The sequence below is a fragment of the Gordonia sp. (in: high G+C Gram-positive bacteria) genome (assembly GCF_047600385.1).
Classification (GTDB): domain Bacteria; phylum Actinomycetota; class Actinomycetes; order Mycobacteriales; family Mycobacteriaceae; genus Gordonia.
On record NZ_JASGKZ010000001.1, the window covers coordinates 1,401,915 to 1,417,429 of the forward strand.

Annotated in this window: 12 protein-coding genes and 1 pseudogene; 1 reads left to right on the plus strand and 12 read right to left on the minus strand. The window is 71.1% G+C overall.

All coding sequences use genetic code 11. From position 1 onward, the window contains the following. The 12 genes and pseudogenes from QM809_RS06115 to QM809_RS06170 all read right to left on the minus strand — a co-directional run bounded on the left by QM809_RS06115 (position 1) and on the right by QM809_RS06170 (position 13,931). Complete coding sequence (locus tag QM809_RS06115; protein WP_415044918.1) at positions 1 to 459, minus strand: SRPBCC family protein; 459 nt, start codon at positions 457 to 459, stop codon at positions 1 to 3. A gap of 190 nt (positions 460 to 649) precedes the next feature. Beyond that, positions 650 to 2,113: an aldehyde dehydrogenase family protein gene (locus QM809_RS06120; RefSeq protein ID WP_415044919.1), complete on the minus strand. Its 1,464-nt coding sequence runs from the start codon at positions 2,111 to 2,113 to the stop codon at positions 650 to 652. A gap of 43 nt (positions 2,114 to 2,156) precedes the next feature. Beyond that, positions 2,157 to 2,924, minus strand: a complete 768-nt coding sequence (locus tag QM809_RS06125; protein ID WP_415044920.1) for an SDR family NAD(P)-dependent oxidoreductase — start codon at positions 2,922 to 2,924, stop codon at positions 2,157 to 2,159. Positions 2,925 to 3,346: 422 nt separating this feature from the next. Beyond that, entirely contained in the window at positions 3,347 to 3,607 is a 261-nt protein-coding gene (locus QM809_RS06130) for a hypothetical protein (RefSeq protein ID WP_415044921.1), read from the minus strand. A gap of 43 nt (positions 3,608 to 3,650) precedes the next feature. Then, complete coding sequence (locus tag QM809_RS06135) at positions 3,651 to 5,003, minus strand: hydantoinase B/oxoprolinase family protein (protein WP_415044922.1); 1,353 nt, start codon at positions 5,001 to 5,003, stop codon at positions 3,651 to 3,653. Between the two features lie 64 nt (positions 5,004 to 5,067). Further along, positions 5,068 to 5,583: pseudogene (locus QM809_RS06140) on the minus strand (hydantoinase B/oxoprolinase family protein); the annotation flags it as partial. An 11-nt stretch (positions 5,584 to 5,594) separates the two neighbouring features. Further along, the gene (locus QM809_RS06145; protein WP_415044923.1) at positions 5,595 to 7,679 is read right to left on the minus strand and encodes a hydantoinase/oxoprolinase family protein; all 2,085 of its coding nucleotides are present in this window, start codon (positions 7,677 to 7,679) and stop codon (positions 5,595 to 5,597) included. 149 nt (positions 7,680 to 7,828) lie between these two features. Continuing rightward, complete coding sequence (locus tag QM809_RS06150; RefSeq protein ID WP_415044924.1) at positions 7,829 to 8,887, minus strand: LuxR C-terminal-related transcriptional regulator; 1,059 nt, start codon at positions 8,885 to 8,887, stop codon at positions 7,829 to 7,831. 98 nt (positions 8,888 to 8,985) lie between these two features. Further along, positions 8,986 to 10,101 (minus strand): acyl-CoA dehydrogenase family protein, encoded by a 1,116-nt coding sequence (locus tag QM809_RS06155; protein WP_415044925.1) that lies wholly within the window; start codon positions 10,099 to 10,101, stop codon positions 8,986 to 8,988. Between the two features lie 30 nt (positions 10,102 to 10,131). Beyond that, on the minus strand, positions 10,132 to 11,325 hold the full coding sequence (locus tag QM809_RS06160; protein WP_415047021.1) for an acyl-CoA dehydrogenase family protein: 1,194 nt from the start codon (positions 11,323 to 11,325) through the stop codon (positions 10,132 to 10,134). 124 nt (positions 11,326 to 11,449) lie between these two features. Next, positions 11,450 to 12,337 carry an alpha/beta hydrolase gene (locus tag QM809_RS06165; protein ID WP_415044926.1) on the minus strand — a complete coding sequence of 296 codons (888 nt, stop codon included), beginning with the start codon at positions 12,335 to 12,337 and terminating at the stop codon, positions 11,450 to 11,452. Between the two features lie 466 nt (positions 12,338 to 12,803). After that, positions 12,804 to 13,931 (minus strand): NDMA-dependent alcohol dehydrogenase, encoded by a 1,128-nt coding sequence (locus QM809_RS06170; RefSeq protein WP_415044927.1) that lies wholly within the window; start codon positions 13,929 to 13,931, stop codon positions 12,804 to 12,806. A gap of 127 nt (positions 13,932 to 14,058) precedes the next feature. Here QM809_RS06170 and QM809_RS06175 point away from each other — a divergent pair, with 127 nt between their 5' ends. Continuing rightward, a complete protein-coding gene (locus tag QM809_RS06175) occupies positions 14,059 to 15,471 on the plus strand; it encodes an amidase (RefSeq protein ID WP_415044928.1) in 1,413 nt (470 codons plus the stop codon). Positions 15,472 to 15,515 lie beyond the last annotated feature (44 nt).

Consider the following 15,515-nt stretch of genomic DNA (forward strand, 5'->3'; position numbering starts at 1 on the left):
TCAGCCCTCGACCGCGAGCTTGATCTTGCCGAGGGTCTCGCGCATGCCTGCGGCGAGCTCGGGCTCGAAGCTGTCGTTGCCGCCGAACACCTTGTCGACGAGGAACGACGAGAGCGCGCTGGTCTGGCCGTCGGCCGCGACGCGCGAATGCGTCACGGTGACGCCGCCGGCGGTCTCGGTGAGGACGAAGCCCCAGACGGTGTTGTTCTCGGTGATCTTCCAGGCGATCTGCTTGTTCGGCTCGAAGGTCACGACCTTCGCCGTCGTCGGCCAGATCAGCAGACCGCGGCGGTTGATGTTCGCGGTGCGGGTGCCGGCCTTCACCGGGCCGCCGAAGACGAACATCTTCTTGCACTGCGGGCTCCACTCGCCCATGCGCTGCAGATCGGAGACCACCGACCAGACCTGCGCGGGGGTTCCGGCGATCTCGAGGGACTCTTCGATGAGGGGTGCGGCCATAGTCGTGCTCCTTGCGTCGGTCCGGCCCCGAAAGCCGGAACTCTCGACCTGAAACCCTATTCGACCCGAGCCCGGTACGGGAACACCGATCACCGGGTCGGGCCGGGGTGGGGCCTCCGCGAGGCGCGCGGGCGATCGCCCGGCGCACCCCGCGGACGCCTTCACCGGAGCCGGGATCGACCGTGGATGCTCACAGCGGCCACTGGAGGTGCTTGACCTCGAAGAACTCGCGGAAGCCCTCCTCGCCGCCCTCGCGGCCGATCCCGCTGGCCCCGGGACCGCCCCACGGGGCGTCGGCCCGCATGCCTCCGCCGCCGTTGATCGTGACGGTGCCGGACCGGACGCGGCGGGCGAACGCGATCGCCTCGGTGGTCGGCCCCCACACGTTGGCGTTCAGGGCGAAGCGCACGTCGTTCGCGATGCGCACGGCGTCCTCGACGTCGTCGTAGGGGATGATCGCGCCGACCGGGGCGAACAGCTCGTCCTGGGCGATCTCGTCGCTGTTGCTCACCTCGGTGACGAGCGTGGCCTCCAGGAAGAAGCCGTCGGCGAGGTGTGCGGGCCGGGTGCCGCCGACGGGGATCGCCGCTCCGCCGTCGACCGCCCGCTCCAGGTAGCCCTGGACGTTCGCCGAATGCTCGGCCGAACTCAGCGGGCCGATGACGGTCGCCGGGTCGAACGGGTCGCCCACCGGGAGGGTGCCGAGGAACTCCCGGGAGAGGGCCACGTACTCGTCGACGTCGGCCCGCGGCACCAGGGTGCGGGTGGTGGCGCCGCACGCCTGGCCGCTGTTGCGGGTGAAACGCAGGGCCGACGGTCCGACGGCCTTCGCCAGATCGGTGCCGGGCAGGAGCACGTTCGGCGACTTGCCGCCCAGCTCGAGCACCGTCTTGGTCAGGTTGGGCGCGGCGAGTTCGAGGATCCTGGTCCCCACGGCCGGGGAGCCGGTGAAGGTCGCCATGTCGATCTTCGGCGACCCGGCTACCGCGGCGGTCACCGCCGGCGGCCCGAAGACGTAGTTCACCGCGCCGGCCGGGAAGCCCGCCTGCTCGACCAACTCGACGAAGGCCCGGGTGAGCAGCACCGACTTCGGCGAGGTGACCAGCACCGTCGAGCAGCCTGCGGCCAGGGCGCCGCCGAGCTTGTACGCGCTCATCATCACCGGCACGTTGTAGGCGACGATCGCCGCGACGACGCCGACCGGTTCCCGCACCAGCACACCGCTGGTGGTGATCGGATCGTGGTCGAGGGGCATCGGCTCCTCGTAGCCGTCGCGCGGGCCGCGCACGGCGGCGTCGGCGAACCAGCGGAAGAACTTGGCGGGCAGGTCCACGTGCAGGCCCGCGCCGACCGACACCGCGGTGCCCAGTTCGGTGGCGGCGAGGTGGACCAGGCGGTCGCGGTTCTCCTGCAGCAGGTCGGCGAGCCGGTGCAGCAGCCGCCCGCGTCCGGCCGGGTCCACACGGCTCCATTCGCCGCCGTCGAAGGCCCGGCGGGCGGCGTCGAGCGCCGCGGTGACCTGGCCGTCGTCGGCCGACGGCGACTCGGTCACCACGGCCCCGGTCGCGGGGGCGACCGTCACGATCGGTTCACCGGCGCCGTCGTGCCAGCGGCCGTCGATGTAGAGGCGGGCGGGAGTGATCTCTGTGGTCATGGAACTGCCTTCGGTGAGGGTCGGGTCGTGGTCGGGCGGGGGGTCAGCCTGCGGTGTAGCCGCCGTCGACGACGAACTCGCCGCCGACCGCGTAACCGGACTCGTCGGACAGCAGCCAGCACGCCATCCGCGCGATGTCCTCGGGCTGGGCGAGCCGGCCCGCCGGGATCCGCGCGTACAGGGCGTCGCCCAGCAGTCGCTTGGCCTCGGCCATGAGCGCGGTGTCGGTGTACCCCGGGCACACCGCGTTGACCCGCACCTTCGGCGCGTACTCGATGGCCGCGGTCTTGGTCAGCCCGATCACGCCGTGCTTGCCCGCGGAGTAACCGGCGGTGTGCCGGAAGCCGCGGATGCCGGCCAGCGACGACGTGTTCACGATCGACCCGACGCCGTCCTGCTTCTCCATCTGCTCGAGCTCGGCGCGCAGGCACAGCCAGGTGGCCTTGAGGTTGACGGCGATGGCGAGGTCGAAGGCGTCCTCGTCCCACTCGGCCACCCGGTGGGCGCCCTGACCGATCTGGCCGCCGCTGACCCCGGCGTTGTTGAACGCGCCGTCGAGGCGGCCGTAATGCTCGACGGTCCGGGCGACGATGCCGTCGACCTCGGCGCGGACCCGCAGGTCGGCGGGCAGGGCGAGGGCTTCGCCGCCGGCGGCGATCACCTGGTCGGCGGTCTCGGCGGCGCCCTCGGCCGAGAGGTCGGAGACGGCCAACCGTGCGCCGCGGGCGGCGGCGAGCAGGGCGGCGGCGCGGCCGATGCCGCCCGCGGCGCCGGTGATGAGGACGATCTTCCCGTCGAGTTCGTCGGACATGAGGTGCGGATCCTTTCGTGGACGCCCGGGCCCGGTTCACCGGAGGGTGTGAGGTGAGATCCTCATGGGTCCCGATGTGTGCTGCATCTCGATGGTGGCGGGTGCGGCGACGGGGGGAATCAGACCTGAGTAGGAGTTCTCTCCGACCTTCCGCTGAACGGCCGGCCCGCCCGTCACCCGTCGCTCGGTCCGCCACCCCGCTCTTCGATCCGCCACCTCGTCGCTCGGTCCGCCACCCCCGCTCCCTGAGCCGCGGCCGAGGAACGAGGCCGCGTGTCGAAGGGCCGCCCGTGCGCCGACAGCGCGGCGACCCTTCGACGCGACTCGTCACTTCGTTCCTCCCCGGCTCAGGGAGCGACGGTTCGGGTCTCGCGCACTTCAGGAGTGCGGGCTTCGGCTCGTACCGGGGTGAGCGCCGTCGGTCAGCTGACGCGGGACGACGGCCAGTCGCGGGCGGGCGCGCGCCACGCGGGCCAGTGGTCGTCGGGTTCGGGCCGGGTCACCGAGACGTGGTGGAAGCACGCCTGGCATTTGACGACCATGCGCGGCCCGAGGTGGTTGGCGACGGGGTAGCGGGCGAGGGCCTCGGCGCCGCAGTGGGCGCAGACGCCGTCGACGCGATGCCGTTCGACGTACACGCGCGGGGTCTCGGGACGGGGGAAGAGGAGTCGATCGACTGCCATGGGACTGCCTTTCAGGGGGAGGGTTCTCAGCGGAGGGGGAGGGTCAGTGGATCCAGTCGACGGGGGCGGCGATCGGGACCTGCCAGCGACCGGCGTCGCGCTCGGCCGCGAGCTCGGCGCGCAACGCGGCGGTGGCGGCCTCGTCGAGCACGCCGTCGACCAGGACCACGCCGTAGCCGGACCGGGCGAACTCCGGGCTCACCAGACCGGCGGTCACGTCGGCCAGGACCCGGTCGGGGGTCCGGCGCAGGGGGTCGCCCCAGCCGCCACCACCGCCGATGATCAGGCGCAGGGCGTCGCCGGCTTTCAGGATCAGGCCGGAGAACTTGCCGGTGCCGTACCGTGCGCCCCGACCGAACTCGCCGTCGTTAGGGTCGGGGCGGCCCTGCGCGTCGAACATGCCGAACAGGGGTTCGGCGCCGCGCAGATCGAGCGGGTCGGTGTGGGCGCCGAACTCGAAGTCCTTCACGTACCAGCCGAACGCCGGGGCTCCGGCGCCGCCGCCGTGGGAGCCGGGTGCGCCGACCCTGATCCGGTCGGCGGTCACGGTGACGGCGGTGTCGGATTCGGCGTAGATCGAGTACACCGACCCGAGGCCTCCGCGGAACTCTCCGGCGCCCGCGGTGTCGACGACCATCTCGTGCTGCACGATCACCAGCGGGCTCTCGATCTCGATGTGCTCCTGGACCGAGGTGCGGCAGTTGCCGATCGGGGTGACGCAGAACGAGATGCCGTCGGCCTTCCAGGTGCCGCCCCAGCCGCCGCCGGCCAGTGCGAACGCGCCCCACGGCGTGCCCTCGTGGCCGGGCCGGGAGTCGATGCCGCCGAGGCTGACCACCACGGCGGTGCCGGTGTCGGGGGCGAACGACTCGTCGGTGGCCCGGCTCAGCGCCTGGGTCACCACGTTGATGGCGCGCGAACCGATGTCGGCGTGATTGGAGCAGCTCGACGGCGGCAGCACCTGCACCACGCTGCCCGACGGCAGCAGCACCTCGATGGGCTTCATGGTCCCGCTGTTGACCGGGGTCGACGGGTCGACCATGAGCTTGACCGCCTCGATGCATCGTCCGGCCTCGCTCCAGGCGGTGCCGCAGTTGCCCAGCGGCTGTCGTCCCGAACCGGAGAAGTCGATCTCCATCGAGTCGCCGCGGACCTTCACCGTCACCGCCACGGGGATCGGCTCGGCGTCGACGCCGTCCTCGTCGAGGAAGTCCTCGGCGGTGTAGTCGCCGTCGGGGATCGCGGCGATTCCGCGCCGCATGCCCGCCTCGGTCAGATCGATCGCGTAGCGGCCCGCCGCCCGGACCTTCTCCAGCCCGGCGCGGGCGATCAGCTCCTGGAGCTGGCGTTCGCCCACCACGAGACAGCCGTGCAGTGCGCGGAGATCGCCGAGCACCAGAATGCGGCACCCGGTTGTTCTCCAGGATCAGGTTGAACGTCGACCGCACCGGGACGTCGTCGGCGTACAGCAGCGTCGGCGGCAGTTTGAGCTGCTCCTCGAAGTGGGTCTGGGTGCCGTTGGAGAAGCCGCCGGGGATGGCGCCGCCCAGGTCGACCAGGTGCGAGGTCGACTGGAGGAGGAACTCGACGCGTCCGTCGACGAAGACCGGCCGGAACAGGTTCACGTCGGACTGGTGGATGGTGCCGCGCCAGGGATCGTTGGTGAAGACGACGTCGCCGGGCCGCATGCGGTCGACGTCCCAGTCGTCCATGACGAAGTTGGCGATGTGCGGTGCGGTGAAGGCGTGCTGCATGCAGCCCTCCCACAGTGCGGCGGCCTCCCAGCCGTCGTCGGTCCGCATGTGGATCACCGCGGTGCAGTCCAGGATGTCGCGGCAGACCGGCGAGAACGCGCTGCGCATCAGCGAGTCGAGCATCTCGCGGGCCACCTCGGTGAGGCCGTAGCGGAGGAGGTCGAGTTCGACGTCGACGGCGGGGCCGTCGTGGTCGTGCAGGTTCGGGGTGGTGACGGTCATGGTCGGGGTTCCTATCGCTGGTCCGCGACGGCGGAGGTCGGATCGATGATCAGATTCAGGTCGGAGTCGAGGTAGGCGCTCCGGCCGGGCAGGACGAGGGTGGTGGCGAACTTCTCGGCGATCAGCGCGGGGCCGTCGACCGGCTCGCCGGGACGCATGCGTTCGCGGACGTGGACGGGCACGTCGGCGGGCGCCTCGGTGCCGGGGACGGTCACCCGGGCGGTGCGCAGGAAGGCATCGCCGTCGTCGGGGACGACGGTGCCGCGGGGGAGCTCGCGCGGGATCACCGCCGTCACCTCGACGGTGGAGACCACCACCGGGATCTCGGTGGCGGCGAACCCGTACGACTCCCGGTAGAAGTCGTGGAAGCGAGGGATCAGCCGTTCCACGGCTTCGGCGTCGAGTGCGTCGGACTCGATCGGGAGGCGGTTGTCCCAGGTCTGGCCGCGGTACATCCCGAAGAGCGCGCGCTCGAAGCGCAGCGCCCGGACGTCGACGCCCTGGGCCACGAGGTCGGCGAGGATCCGGTCCTGGAGGACGGTGAAGGCCGCTTCGATCGCTCCGGCGTTCGCCGCGGCCAGCGGGGTCATGATCGACTGCGCCCGCGTCACCATCAGATCGCTGCGCAGCAGGCCGAGGGCGGAGAACTGGCCGGGGCTGCGCGGCACCAGCACCCGCCGCACGCCGAGGATCTGGCCGACGCGGTCGGCGAGCATCGGGCCCGCCGAACCGGACGGCTGCAGGGCGAACTCGCGGATGTCCAGGCCGCGGTAGACGGAGATGCTGCGGATCTTCGCGGCGATGTCCTGGCAGGCGATCTCGTAGGCCGCCGAGGCGAGCCGCGTCCGGTCCATCCCCCACCGCGCGCCGGCCTCGTCGAGGGCCCGGTCGGCGGCGTCGACGTTCAGGGCGATGGCGCCGTCGGCGAACAGGTCGGGCTGCAGGATGCCCAGGGAGGCGCAGGCGTCGGTGAGCGTCGCCCGCGTCCCGCCCCGCTCATAGCAGGCCGGGCCCGGGTTGGAGCCGGCCGAGGCCGGGCCGACGGCGACGTTGCCCAGGTTGTTGGGGGCGATGATCGAGCCGGCGCCCGAACCGATGCTCTCCACGTCGACCAGCGGCATCGTCAGGGTGAGGCCGGTCTCCAGGGTCCAGGTGTCGGTGAGCGGGGTCTTGCCGCCGCGGATCGCGGCGACGTCGGTGCTGGTGCCGCCGACGTCCATGGTCAGCAGATCCGGGTTCGACGAGTCGCCGGCGAGCTTGACGCTGCCGCTGACCCCGCCGACCGGCCCGGAGACCAGCTGGAACACCGGGGCGCGCCCGGCATCGGCGAGGGTGGCGACGCCGCCGTTCATCATCATGATCCACAGCGTCCCGCCGAAGCCCTTCTCGTCGAGGCGGGCGGCCAGCCGGTCGAGGTAGCCGACGACGGCGGGTCCCACGTACGCGTCCAGGGCCACGGTCGCGGTCCGCTCGTGCTCGCGGGTGACCGGGTAGAGCGCCGAGGTCTGGATGTAGGCGTCGGGCAGTTCCTCGGCGACGATCTCGGCGGCCCGCCGCTCGTGCGCCGGGTCGACGTAGGAGTTCATCAGACAGACGCCGACCGCCTTGGTCCCGGTGGCCGCCATGGCGCGCGCCGCCTCGCGGACCGCGTCCTCGTCGAGCGGCAGGAGCTCGCTGCCGTCGTAGCGGAGTCGTTCGGGGATGCCGTAGCGGGCGTCGCGGGGGACGATCGGACGTTCCTGGTGCGGGCGCACCCAGGTGGGGTCGTAGAACCGGTCGCCGAACTCGCGGTGCATGCGGCCGATGTCGAGCAGGTCGCGGTGACCGGCGGTGGCCAGCAGGCCGGTGCGCTCGCCGGCCCGGCTCAGCAGCGCGTTGATGCCGACGGTGTGGCCGTGCACGATCTCGGCGACGTCGGGGACGTCCACCTCGACGGCGGCCAGCGCCGCGAGGACGCCGACCTCCTGCTCCGGGGTGGAGAGCACCTTGCCGTCGCGGATCTCGCCGGTCCGGTGGTTCAGTGCGATGATGTCGGTGAACGTGCCGCCGACGTCGATGCCGACGATCCAGTCGCCGGGCTTGCCGTCCTGTGTCATGGGGCGCCTTCCAGTGGGTCATGTGACCCCGGACATATTCCGGAGTCGGTATGTGATGACTCACTCTCCCCAATCGGGAGGGCGGCAGAATCGGCGGACGGTCGTACTTTCGTCCGACCTTCGTCGGGGATCGGGCGGGCGGGCCCGGGTCAGTCGCGGGGGCGGTCGTTCTCCGAGCGCAGCCACACGGCCACGGCCTCGGCCCGGTTGGCGGCGTCGAGTTTGCGCAGGATGTGCGTGATGTGGCTCTTCACGGTGGCCTCGGAGATCACCAGCCGGCGCGCGATCTTCGCGTTCGCGTCGCCGTTCGCCATGAGTCGCATGATCTGCGCCTCCCGTCGGGTGAGGACCGGGTGGTCCCGGCGGGCCGCGGCGACCGAGGCCGCGGCGGTGCTCGCCGGTCGCCAGTGCCCGATGCCGTCGAGCCGCTCCCGGACGGCGGCCATGCCCTCGAGCATCGTCACGCGTGCGAGGTTCTGGCTGAGCCCGGCGGCGAAGGCCGACAGCAGCGCCTGGTCGTCGGAGGTGAGCGTCCGGCGCTGGTGGTAGAAGTCGCCGTGCAGCAGTCCGATCACCTCGCCGTCGACCAGCAGCGGGGCGATCCCGTACGACGACGACCGGGTGATCTCGGCCAGGGGCCGGTTGACCCGAGGATTCTCCTGGACCTCGTGCACCAGGGTGGTGCGGACGCCCTCCACCGAGTCGGTCTCCACCAGCATCGGGTTCAGCAGCGGGGGATCCTCGCGGCCGACGCCGACGATCTCCTCGGCCCACCGCTGATCGCGCACCACGCACATGCTGTGCAGCCGCCAGGTCCCGTCGACCGTCGACACCAGCGCCCGGTCGAAGCCGAGCCGGCACGCGGCCTCCGGGGCCTGGGCGAGCAGCGAGTCCACGTCCCGGGTGCCGGAGAGTTCGGCGAGCGCGCTGCCGACGTTCGCGAACGCCCGACTGTGCTCCCGCATCCGCCGTCGCGTCATCTCGGTCTCGGTGGCGCGGATGCGGTCGAGGAGGCCGACGAGTTCGGGGAGCCGTCGGTCCGGGGCTCCGGCGTCGTCGCGCAGGATCTCCGAGGTCACGAGGTCCCAGAGTCGACCGAGGTCCTCGCTGGAGGCGGTGTCCGCCGTGCCGAGGTCGACGTCGAGGACCTGCCGCGCGCTGTCGGTGAGTGCGGACAGGTCGTCGCGGGCGGTGCCGGGCGCGGACATGAACCCTCCAGTACGTAGCCGTGATCCTGGATTATATATTCTTTCGGGTTCGTTCCCCCGGAATCGGGGGAACCGGTGGCCGGGCCCGGCCACCGGCGTCAGCCGACCGTGACCATGTCCCACTCGCGCAGGTGCGACGACAACTCGGTCAGATGCGCATTGGCGTCGCCCAGGGTGTGCGCGATCGCGGTGAGGCGGCTGACGTAGTGGCCCACGGGGTACTCCGCGGTGACGCCGATGCCGCCGTGCATTTGGACGGCCTCCTGGCCGATCAGCCGACCCGACCGGCAGATCTGCAGTTTGGCGCGGGAGGCGGTGACGTCGTCGGCGCTGCCCTCGGACAGCGCGGCGGTGAGGTAGAGGTTCATGCTGCTCGCCAACTCCAGCGCCACGTACATGTCGGCGGCGCGGTGGGCGAGCGCCTGGAAGGCGGCCAGCGGGACCCCGAACTGCTTGCGCGACTTCAGGTACTCGACGGTGAGGTTCAACGACCTGGTCATCGCGCCGACCGCCTCGGCGCACTGCGCGCTCTGCTCGGTGCGCTGCACGTCGGCGACGACCGCCGCGGCATCTCCGCCGAGCCGGGTGGCCGGGGCCGCCTCGAAGCGCACCTGGGCGCCGCGCCGGCGGTCGTGCGTGCGGTACGCGGTGCGCGAGACCCCGTCGGCGTCCGCCTCCACCAGGTACAGGCCGACGGTGCCGTCGGCGTCGCGCGCGGAGACCACGAACACGTCCGCGCAGTCGCCGTGCGGCACCAGCGGCTTGGTGCCGGTGACGGTGCCGTCGGCGGCCGACGTCGCCACCGCGAACGACGGCCAGCGGTCGCCCTGCTCCAGGTGCGCGAACGCGGCGAGGCGCTCCCCGCTCGCCAGCGCGCCGAGGAACTCGGCCTTCAGCGCCTCGTCGGCGTCGGAGCGCTCGACCAGCAGGCCGGGCACCACGACCGAGTCGAGGAACGGTTCGGGTGCCAGGGTCGCCCCGAACTCGCCCATCACGGCGGCCAGTTCCTCGGGTCCGGCGCCGAAGCCGCCGTGGGCCTCGTCGAAGACCAGCCCGAGCAGGCCGATCTCGGCGAGGGAACCCCACACGTCCCGGCTCCACCCGAGCGGGGTGTCGGTCACGGCGCGGAGGGTCTCGATGTCGTAGGTCTTGGTCAGCACGTCGCGCACGGTGTCGCGCAGCATGACCTGCTCGTCGGAGAGCTCGAAATCCATGATGGTCCTTCTCGTTGTCGCGGTCGGGCTCTACAGGCCGAGGACGGCCTTGTCGATGATCTGGCGCTGCACTTCGGACGAGCCGCCGTAGATCGTGACCTTGCGGTAGTTGAGGTACTCCGGCACCGAGCGCCGAGCCCAGTCCGGGGCCAGTGCGGCCTCGAGGTCGGCTTCGGGATCGAGCGGGGCGACCGGGAGGGAGGCCGGGCCTGCCAGATCGGTGAGCAGTTCCAGCGCCTCCTGCTGCAGCTGCGAGCCGCGGAGCTTGAGCAACGACGACGCCGGGTTCGGCTTGCCGTCGGCCGACGAGGCGACCACCCGCAGCTGGGTGGTCTCCAGTGCGAGGAGTTCGTTCTCCAGGCCGGCGAGGCGGGCGGCGAACAGCGGGTCGTCGAGCACGGTGCCGCCCGCGGCCCGCGGGGTCTGCTCGGCGAGGCGCTTGGCCTTGGCCAGCTTGGTCTTGGTCCAGCCCACGCGGGCGATGCCCGAGCGCTCGTTGCCGAGCAGGAACTTGGCGATGGTCCAGCCCTGGTTCTCCTCGCCGATCAGGTTCTCGACGGGGACGCGGACGTCGTTGAAGAACACCTCGTTCACCTCGAAGCCGCCGTCGATCAGCTCGATCGGGCGCAGCTCGACGCCGGGGGTGTCCATCGGGAACACGACGAAGCTGATGCCGGCCTGCTTCTTGACGTCCGGGTCGGTGCGCACCAGGCAGAAGATCCAGTCGGCGTACTGGCCGAGGGTGGTCCACGTCTTCTGGCCGTTGATCACGTACTCGTCGCCGTCGCGGACCGCCCGGGTCTTCAGCGAGGCGAGGTCGCTGCCCGCCTCCGGTTCGGAGAAGCCCTGGCACCACCAGATGTCCAGGTTCGCGGTCTTCGGCAGGAACTTCTCCTTCTGCTCCCGCGTCCCGAACTGGGCGATCACCGGGCCCACCATGCCCGCGTTGAACGGGAGCTGGTCCGGCACGAAGTTGAGGGCCATCTCCTCGCGGAAGATGTGATGCTGCACCGGAGTCCAGTCCCGGCCGCCCCACTCGACGGGCCAGTGCGGCACCGCGATGCCCTTCTCGTTCATGATCCGGGTGGTCGTGACGGTGTCGTCCGGGTAGTTCAGCGCACCGGCCTCGCAGCGGGCCCGGACGTCCTCCGGGATCGCGGTGGTGAAGAACTCGCGGAGCTCGGCGCGGAAGGCTTCCTCTTCCGGGGTGTATCGCAGCTGCATGCCTTCTTCATACCCCACGCGACCACGCGATGATCGGGGTTCCTTCGCGACGACGGCGCCGGAGGGAGCGTCCACGACGCCCGATCCGGCGCTGCTCCGTCGTCGTGCCGACCGGGTGGAGAACTCAGAGTCGGGCGGACACCCATTCCCCGAACTCGGCGATCGTCCGGTCGGCCTCCGGGTCGTTGCCCGCCGCGAAGGTGTGGGCGTGCTGACGATCGGGCGCGACGTCGAGCCGCACGTCGACGCCAGCCTCCGTCGCGACCTCGGTGAACCTGCGGGCGGCGCCGACGAGGTTCTCCGCCCCGCCGGCCGAGATGTACACGGGCGGGAAGCCGCGCAGATCGGCGTAGACGGGATTGCAGAGCGGATCCTTCGGGTCGCGCCCGGCGAAGGCGTTCGCGCCCATGCCGACCACCAGCGCCTTGCTGGCCAGGGCGTCGGTGTCCTCGTTGTCCATCCACAGGCCCTCCCAGTCCAGGCCCGGGGACATGGCGAACACGGCGCCCGGCTGGGGGAGACCCTGATCGCGCAGGCTGACGACGGTCGCGAGCGCGATGGTGCCGCCCGCCGAGTCGCCGGCGGTGACGATCTTCTCCGGTGCGTGACCCTGCGCCGTCAGCCAGCGGTAGGCGGTGACGGCGTCCTCGGTCTGCGCCGGGTAGAAGGCCTCCGGCACGCGGCGGTAGTCGATCACCAGGACCCGGCCGCCGAAGGCGTTCGCGATGTGTCCGGCGAGTTTGCGGTGCGAGGCCGGCGATCCGGCGGCGAAGCCTCCGCCGTGGGTGAAGAGCATCGCCCGGGCGGGGTCGGCCTCGGCCGGAATCGCCCAGATCGCGGGGATGCCGTCGACGTCGACCGTCTCGTAGCTGACGCCGGGAGCCTCGACGGCCACGGTGTGCCAGGCCTCCTGCATGTCTCGCATGACGTTCAGCGGCATCTCCGGATCGGCGGCGAAACGGCCGCCCCATTCCAGATAGAGGGCCTTGAGGGGATCGGTGAAGTCGGACACGGAAGCTCCCGGAAGATATGTGATCTGGCATGTCGGCAAGATCTGATGTGAGGTGACACACCGATTCTCCGAGTGCGGAAAAGCGGATTCAAGTGATCGATTCCGAACCGGGACTTCTGCGAATCCGAAGCGGCCGAACGGGGAGGCGCGATATCCGAGAAGGGGTATCCGAGACGAGGGATCCGCCGTCGGCCGGATATCCCTCGTCTCTGTATCGAGATCATGCTCGATGAACCCCTCTCGCGGTTTCGCGGGTGAGTGCGGTGAGCTCTTCTCGTCGGTCGAATGGAGTCGAGATCTTTCGTGACGGTTCTCGGTGGGCCCTTCGACTCGACTCGTCACTGCGTTCCTCCTCGGCTCAGGGAGCGGAAAGGGAATCTTCGTCGGTGAATTCGGCGCGGGGGCGGAGTGCGGAAGGGGCGCTGCCGCCGGCGATTCGCCGCGGGGTCGGGGAGAAGGGGTGCGGTCAGTCGAAGACGATGACGCCGCGCATGTTCTTCCCCGCCTTCATGTCGTCGAAGGCGTCGTTGATCCGGTCCAGCGGATAGGTGGCGGTGACGAGTCCGTCGAGTTCGAGGTACCCGCGCCGGTAGAGGTCGAGCTGCTTGGGGATGTCGGCCATCGGCGCGCTCTGGCCGAACAGCGCGCCCTGCAGCCGCTTCTGATGCAGGATCAGCGTGTGCAGGTTGATGTCGCCGTCCTTGGTGAAGGTGTCACCGAGGCCGACGGCCACGCAGGTGCCGCCCTTGCGGACCGCATCGAGGGCGTCGCCGAGGTGCTTGCCGGTCGCGACGCCGGTGGTGACCACGGCCGAGTCGGCGCCCTGGCCCTCGGTCAGTTCGCGGGCGCGTTCGGCGGCCTGGGCGATGTCCTCGTAGGCGTCGGTGGCGCCGAACTTCACGGCGGTGTCGCGCTTGAAGGCCACCGGGTCGACGGCGATGACGGCCGAGGCGCCCGCGTGGACGGCGCCCTGGACGGCGTTGATGCCGATGCCGCCGACCCCCATCACGATCACCACGTCGCCGGCCGAGACCTCCGCGGCGTTGACCGACGAACCCCATCCGGTGCCCACGCCGCAGCCGGTGAGGCAGGCCGAGGTGAACGGGATGGCGGGGTCGATCGTGATGACCGAGGCCGTCGAGACGACGACGTGCTCGGAGAACGTGCCGAGGCCGGCGAGCTGGCCGACCGGCGCGTCGTCGAGCGAGAGGCGGTAGGTGCCCGGATCGTCGAACCGGGTGCCGGTGCCGAGGTGCTGTCCCAGGTTGCAGAGGTTCTGCAGTCCGATCGAGCACCACTTGCAGCGGCCGCAGACCGGGAGGAACGAGAACACCACGTGGTCGCCGACCGCGTAGCCGACGGTGTCCGGACCGACTTCCTCGATCACGCCGGCGCCCTCGTGACCGCCGACGATCGGGAGGATCGCCGGGTTCTGGTCGCCGGTGGCGAAGTGGTCGTCGGAGTGGCAGATGCCCGCGGCGTGCATGCGGACGCGGACCTCGTTCCGGCGGGGTGCGTCCTGGTCGAGGGTCAGCACCTCGTAGCGGCCGGGTGAGGAACGGAGGACGGCGCTTCGGGTCGTGTACGAACTCATGCGGGAAAGGTTATTTCTGTCACAGATCGGGGATCAATTGGTGTTTTCGAATGTGCCGGTTCACGTTGTGCGAAGCATTCCCCGGTCCTGAGGCATCCGGCATGAGACATGCCCTAGTGTCACATTCATGACACGTGTGCACGCCTTCACCGCCGACGACGTACTCGGGGATCTCGACGCGGTCGGCATCGCCCGGGCGATCGCCGTCGGCGACTTCACCGCCGTCGACGCGGCCGAGGCCGCCGTCCGGCGTCTCGACGCGGTGGAGGGCGAACTCGCGGCCGTGGCCTTCGACGACCGGGAACGGGCCCTGGGCCGGGCGGCGGAGAACCGCTTCTCCGGCGCGTTCGCCGGAGTCCCGACCCTGATCAAGAACAACACCGCGTACGCGGGGCTCCCGACGCAGCAGGGATCGGCGGCGGTGCCGGCCCGTCCGGCGGCGTCGCACGAGGCGTTCACCGAGGAGTTCCTCGGCACCGGATCGAACATCCTCGGGGCGTCGACGATGCCGGCCTTCGGGCTCACCGCGACCACCGAGTTCGTCGACCGGGCGCCGACCCGCAATCCGTGGGACACCGGTTTCTCGTGCGGGGCGAGCTCCGGTGGGGCGGCGGCGCTGGTGGCGGCGGGGGTGGTCCCGATCGCGCACGCCAACGACGGCGGCGGCTCCATCCGGATCCCGGCCGCGGCGTGCGGTCTGGTCGGTCTCAAGCCGACGCGCGGGCGGACCGCGGCGGCGAAGGCGTCGTCGAACGCGCCGATCGATCTGGTGTCGAACGGGATCGTCTCGCGGACCGTGCGGGACACCGCCCACTTCCTGGCGGACCTGGAACGGCAGCGGAACGTCGACGGCCTCGACCCGATCGGCCTGGTCGAGGGGCCGTCGACGCGGCGGCTCCGGATCGCGATGGTCTCCGAACCGCTCACCGACCAGCCGCTCGACGCCGACACGGCACGCGAGCTGGCGGCCGCGGCCGAACTGCTGACGGCGTCGGGGCATCGGGTGGACGAGGTGCCGATCCCCGTCGACCGGTCGTTCATCGATCACTTCACCCGCTACTGGGCGCTGATGGCCTTCTCGCTCGATCGCTTCGGCACCCGACTGATCGACCCCGAGTTCGACCGGTCCCGACTCGATCCCTTCACGAGGGGGCTGTCCGGAACGTTCCTGCGGAGCTGCTACCGGCTGCCGTCGACCCTCCTCGGGCTCCGGCGGGCGACGGCGAGGTTCCGGGCGGTCTTCGACGAGTACGACGTGATCCTCTCGCCGACGCTCGGCCACACCACTCCGGAGATCGGCCACCTCGATCCGGGCGGCGACTTCGACGAGATCTTCGAGCGGCTGGTGCGCTACGTCGCGTTCACCCCGGCCGATAACGTGTGCGGGACGCCCGCGCTCTCGCTGCCCCTGGGACGTTCGACGACGGGCCTGCCCCTCGGGATCCACTTCTCCGCCGATCGGGGCGACGAGCGGACGCTCCTCGAGTTGGCCTACGAACTCGAGGCGGCACGACCGTTCGCGCGGATCCAGGACGCCTGATCCACCGGTTTCCCACAGATCCCCGAGCCGGGGAGGAACGCCGT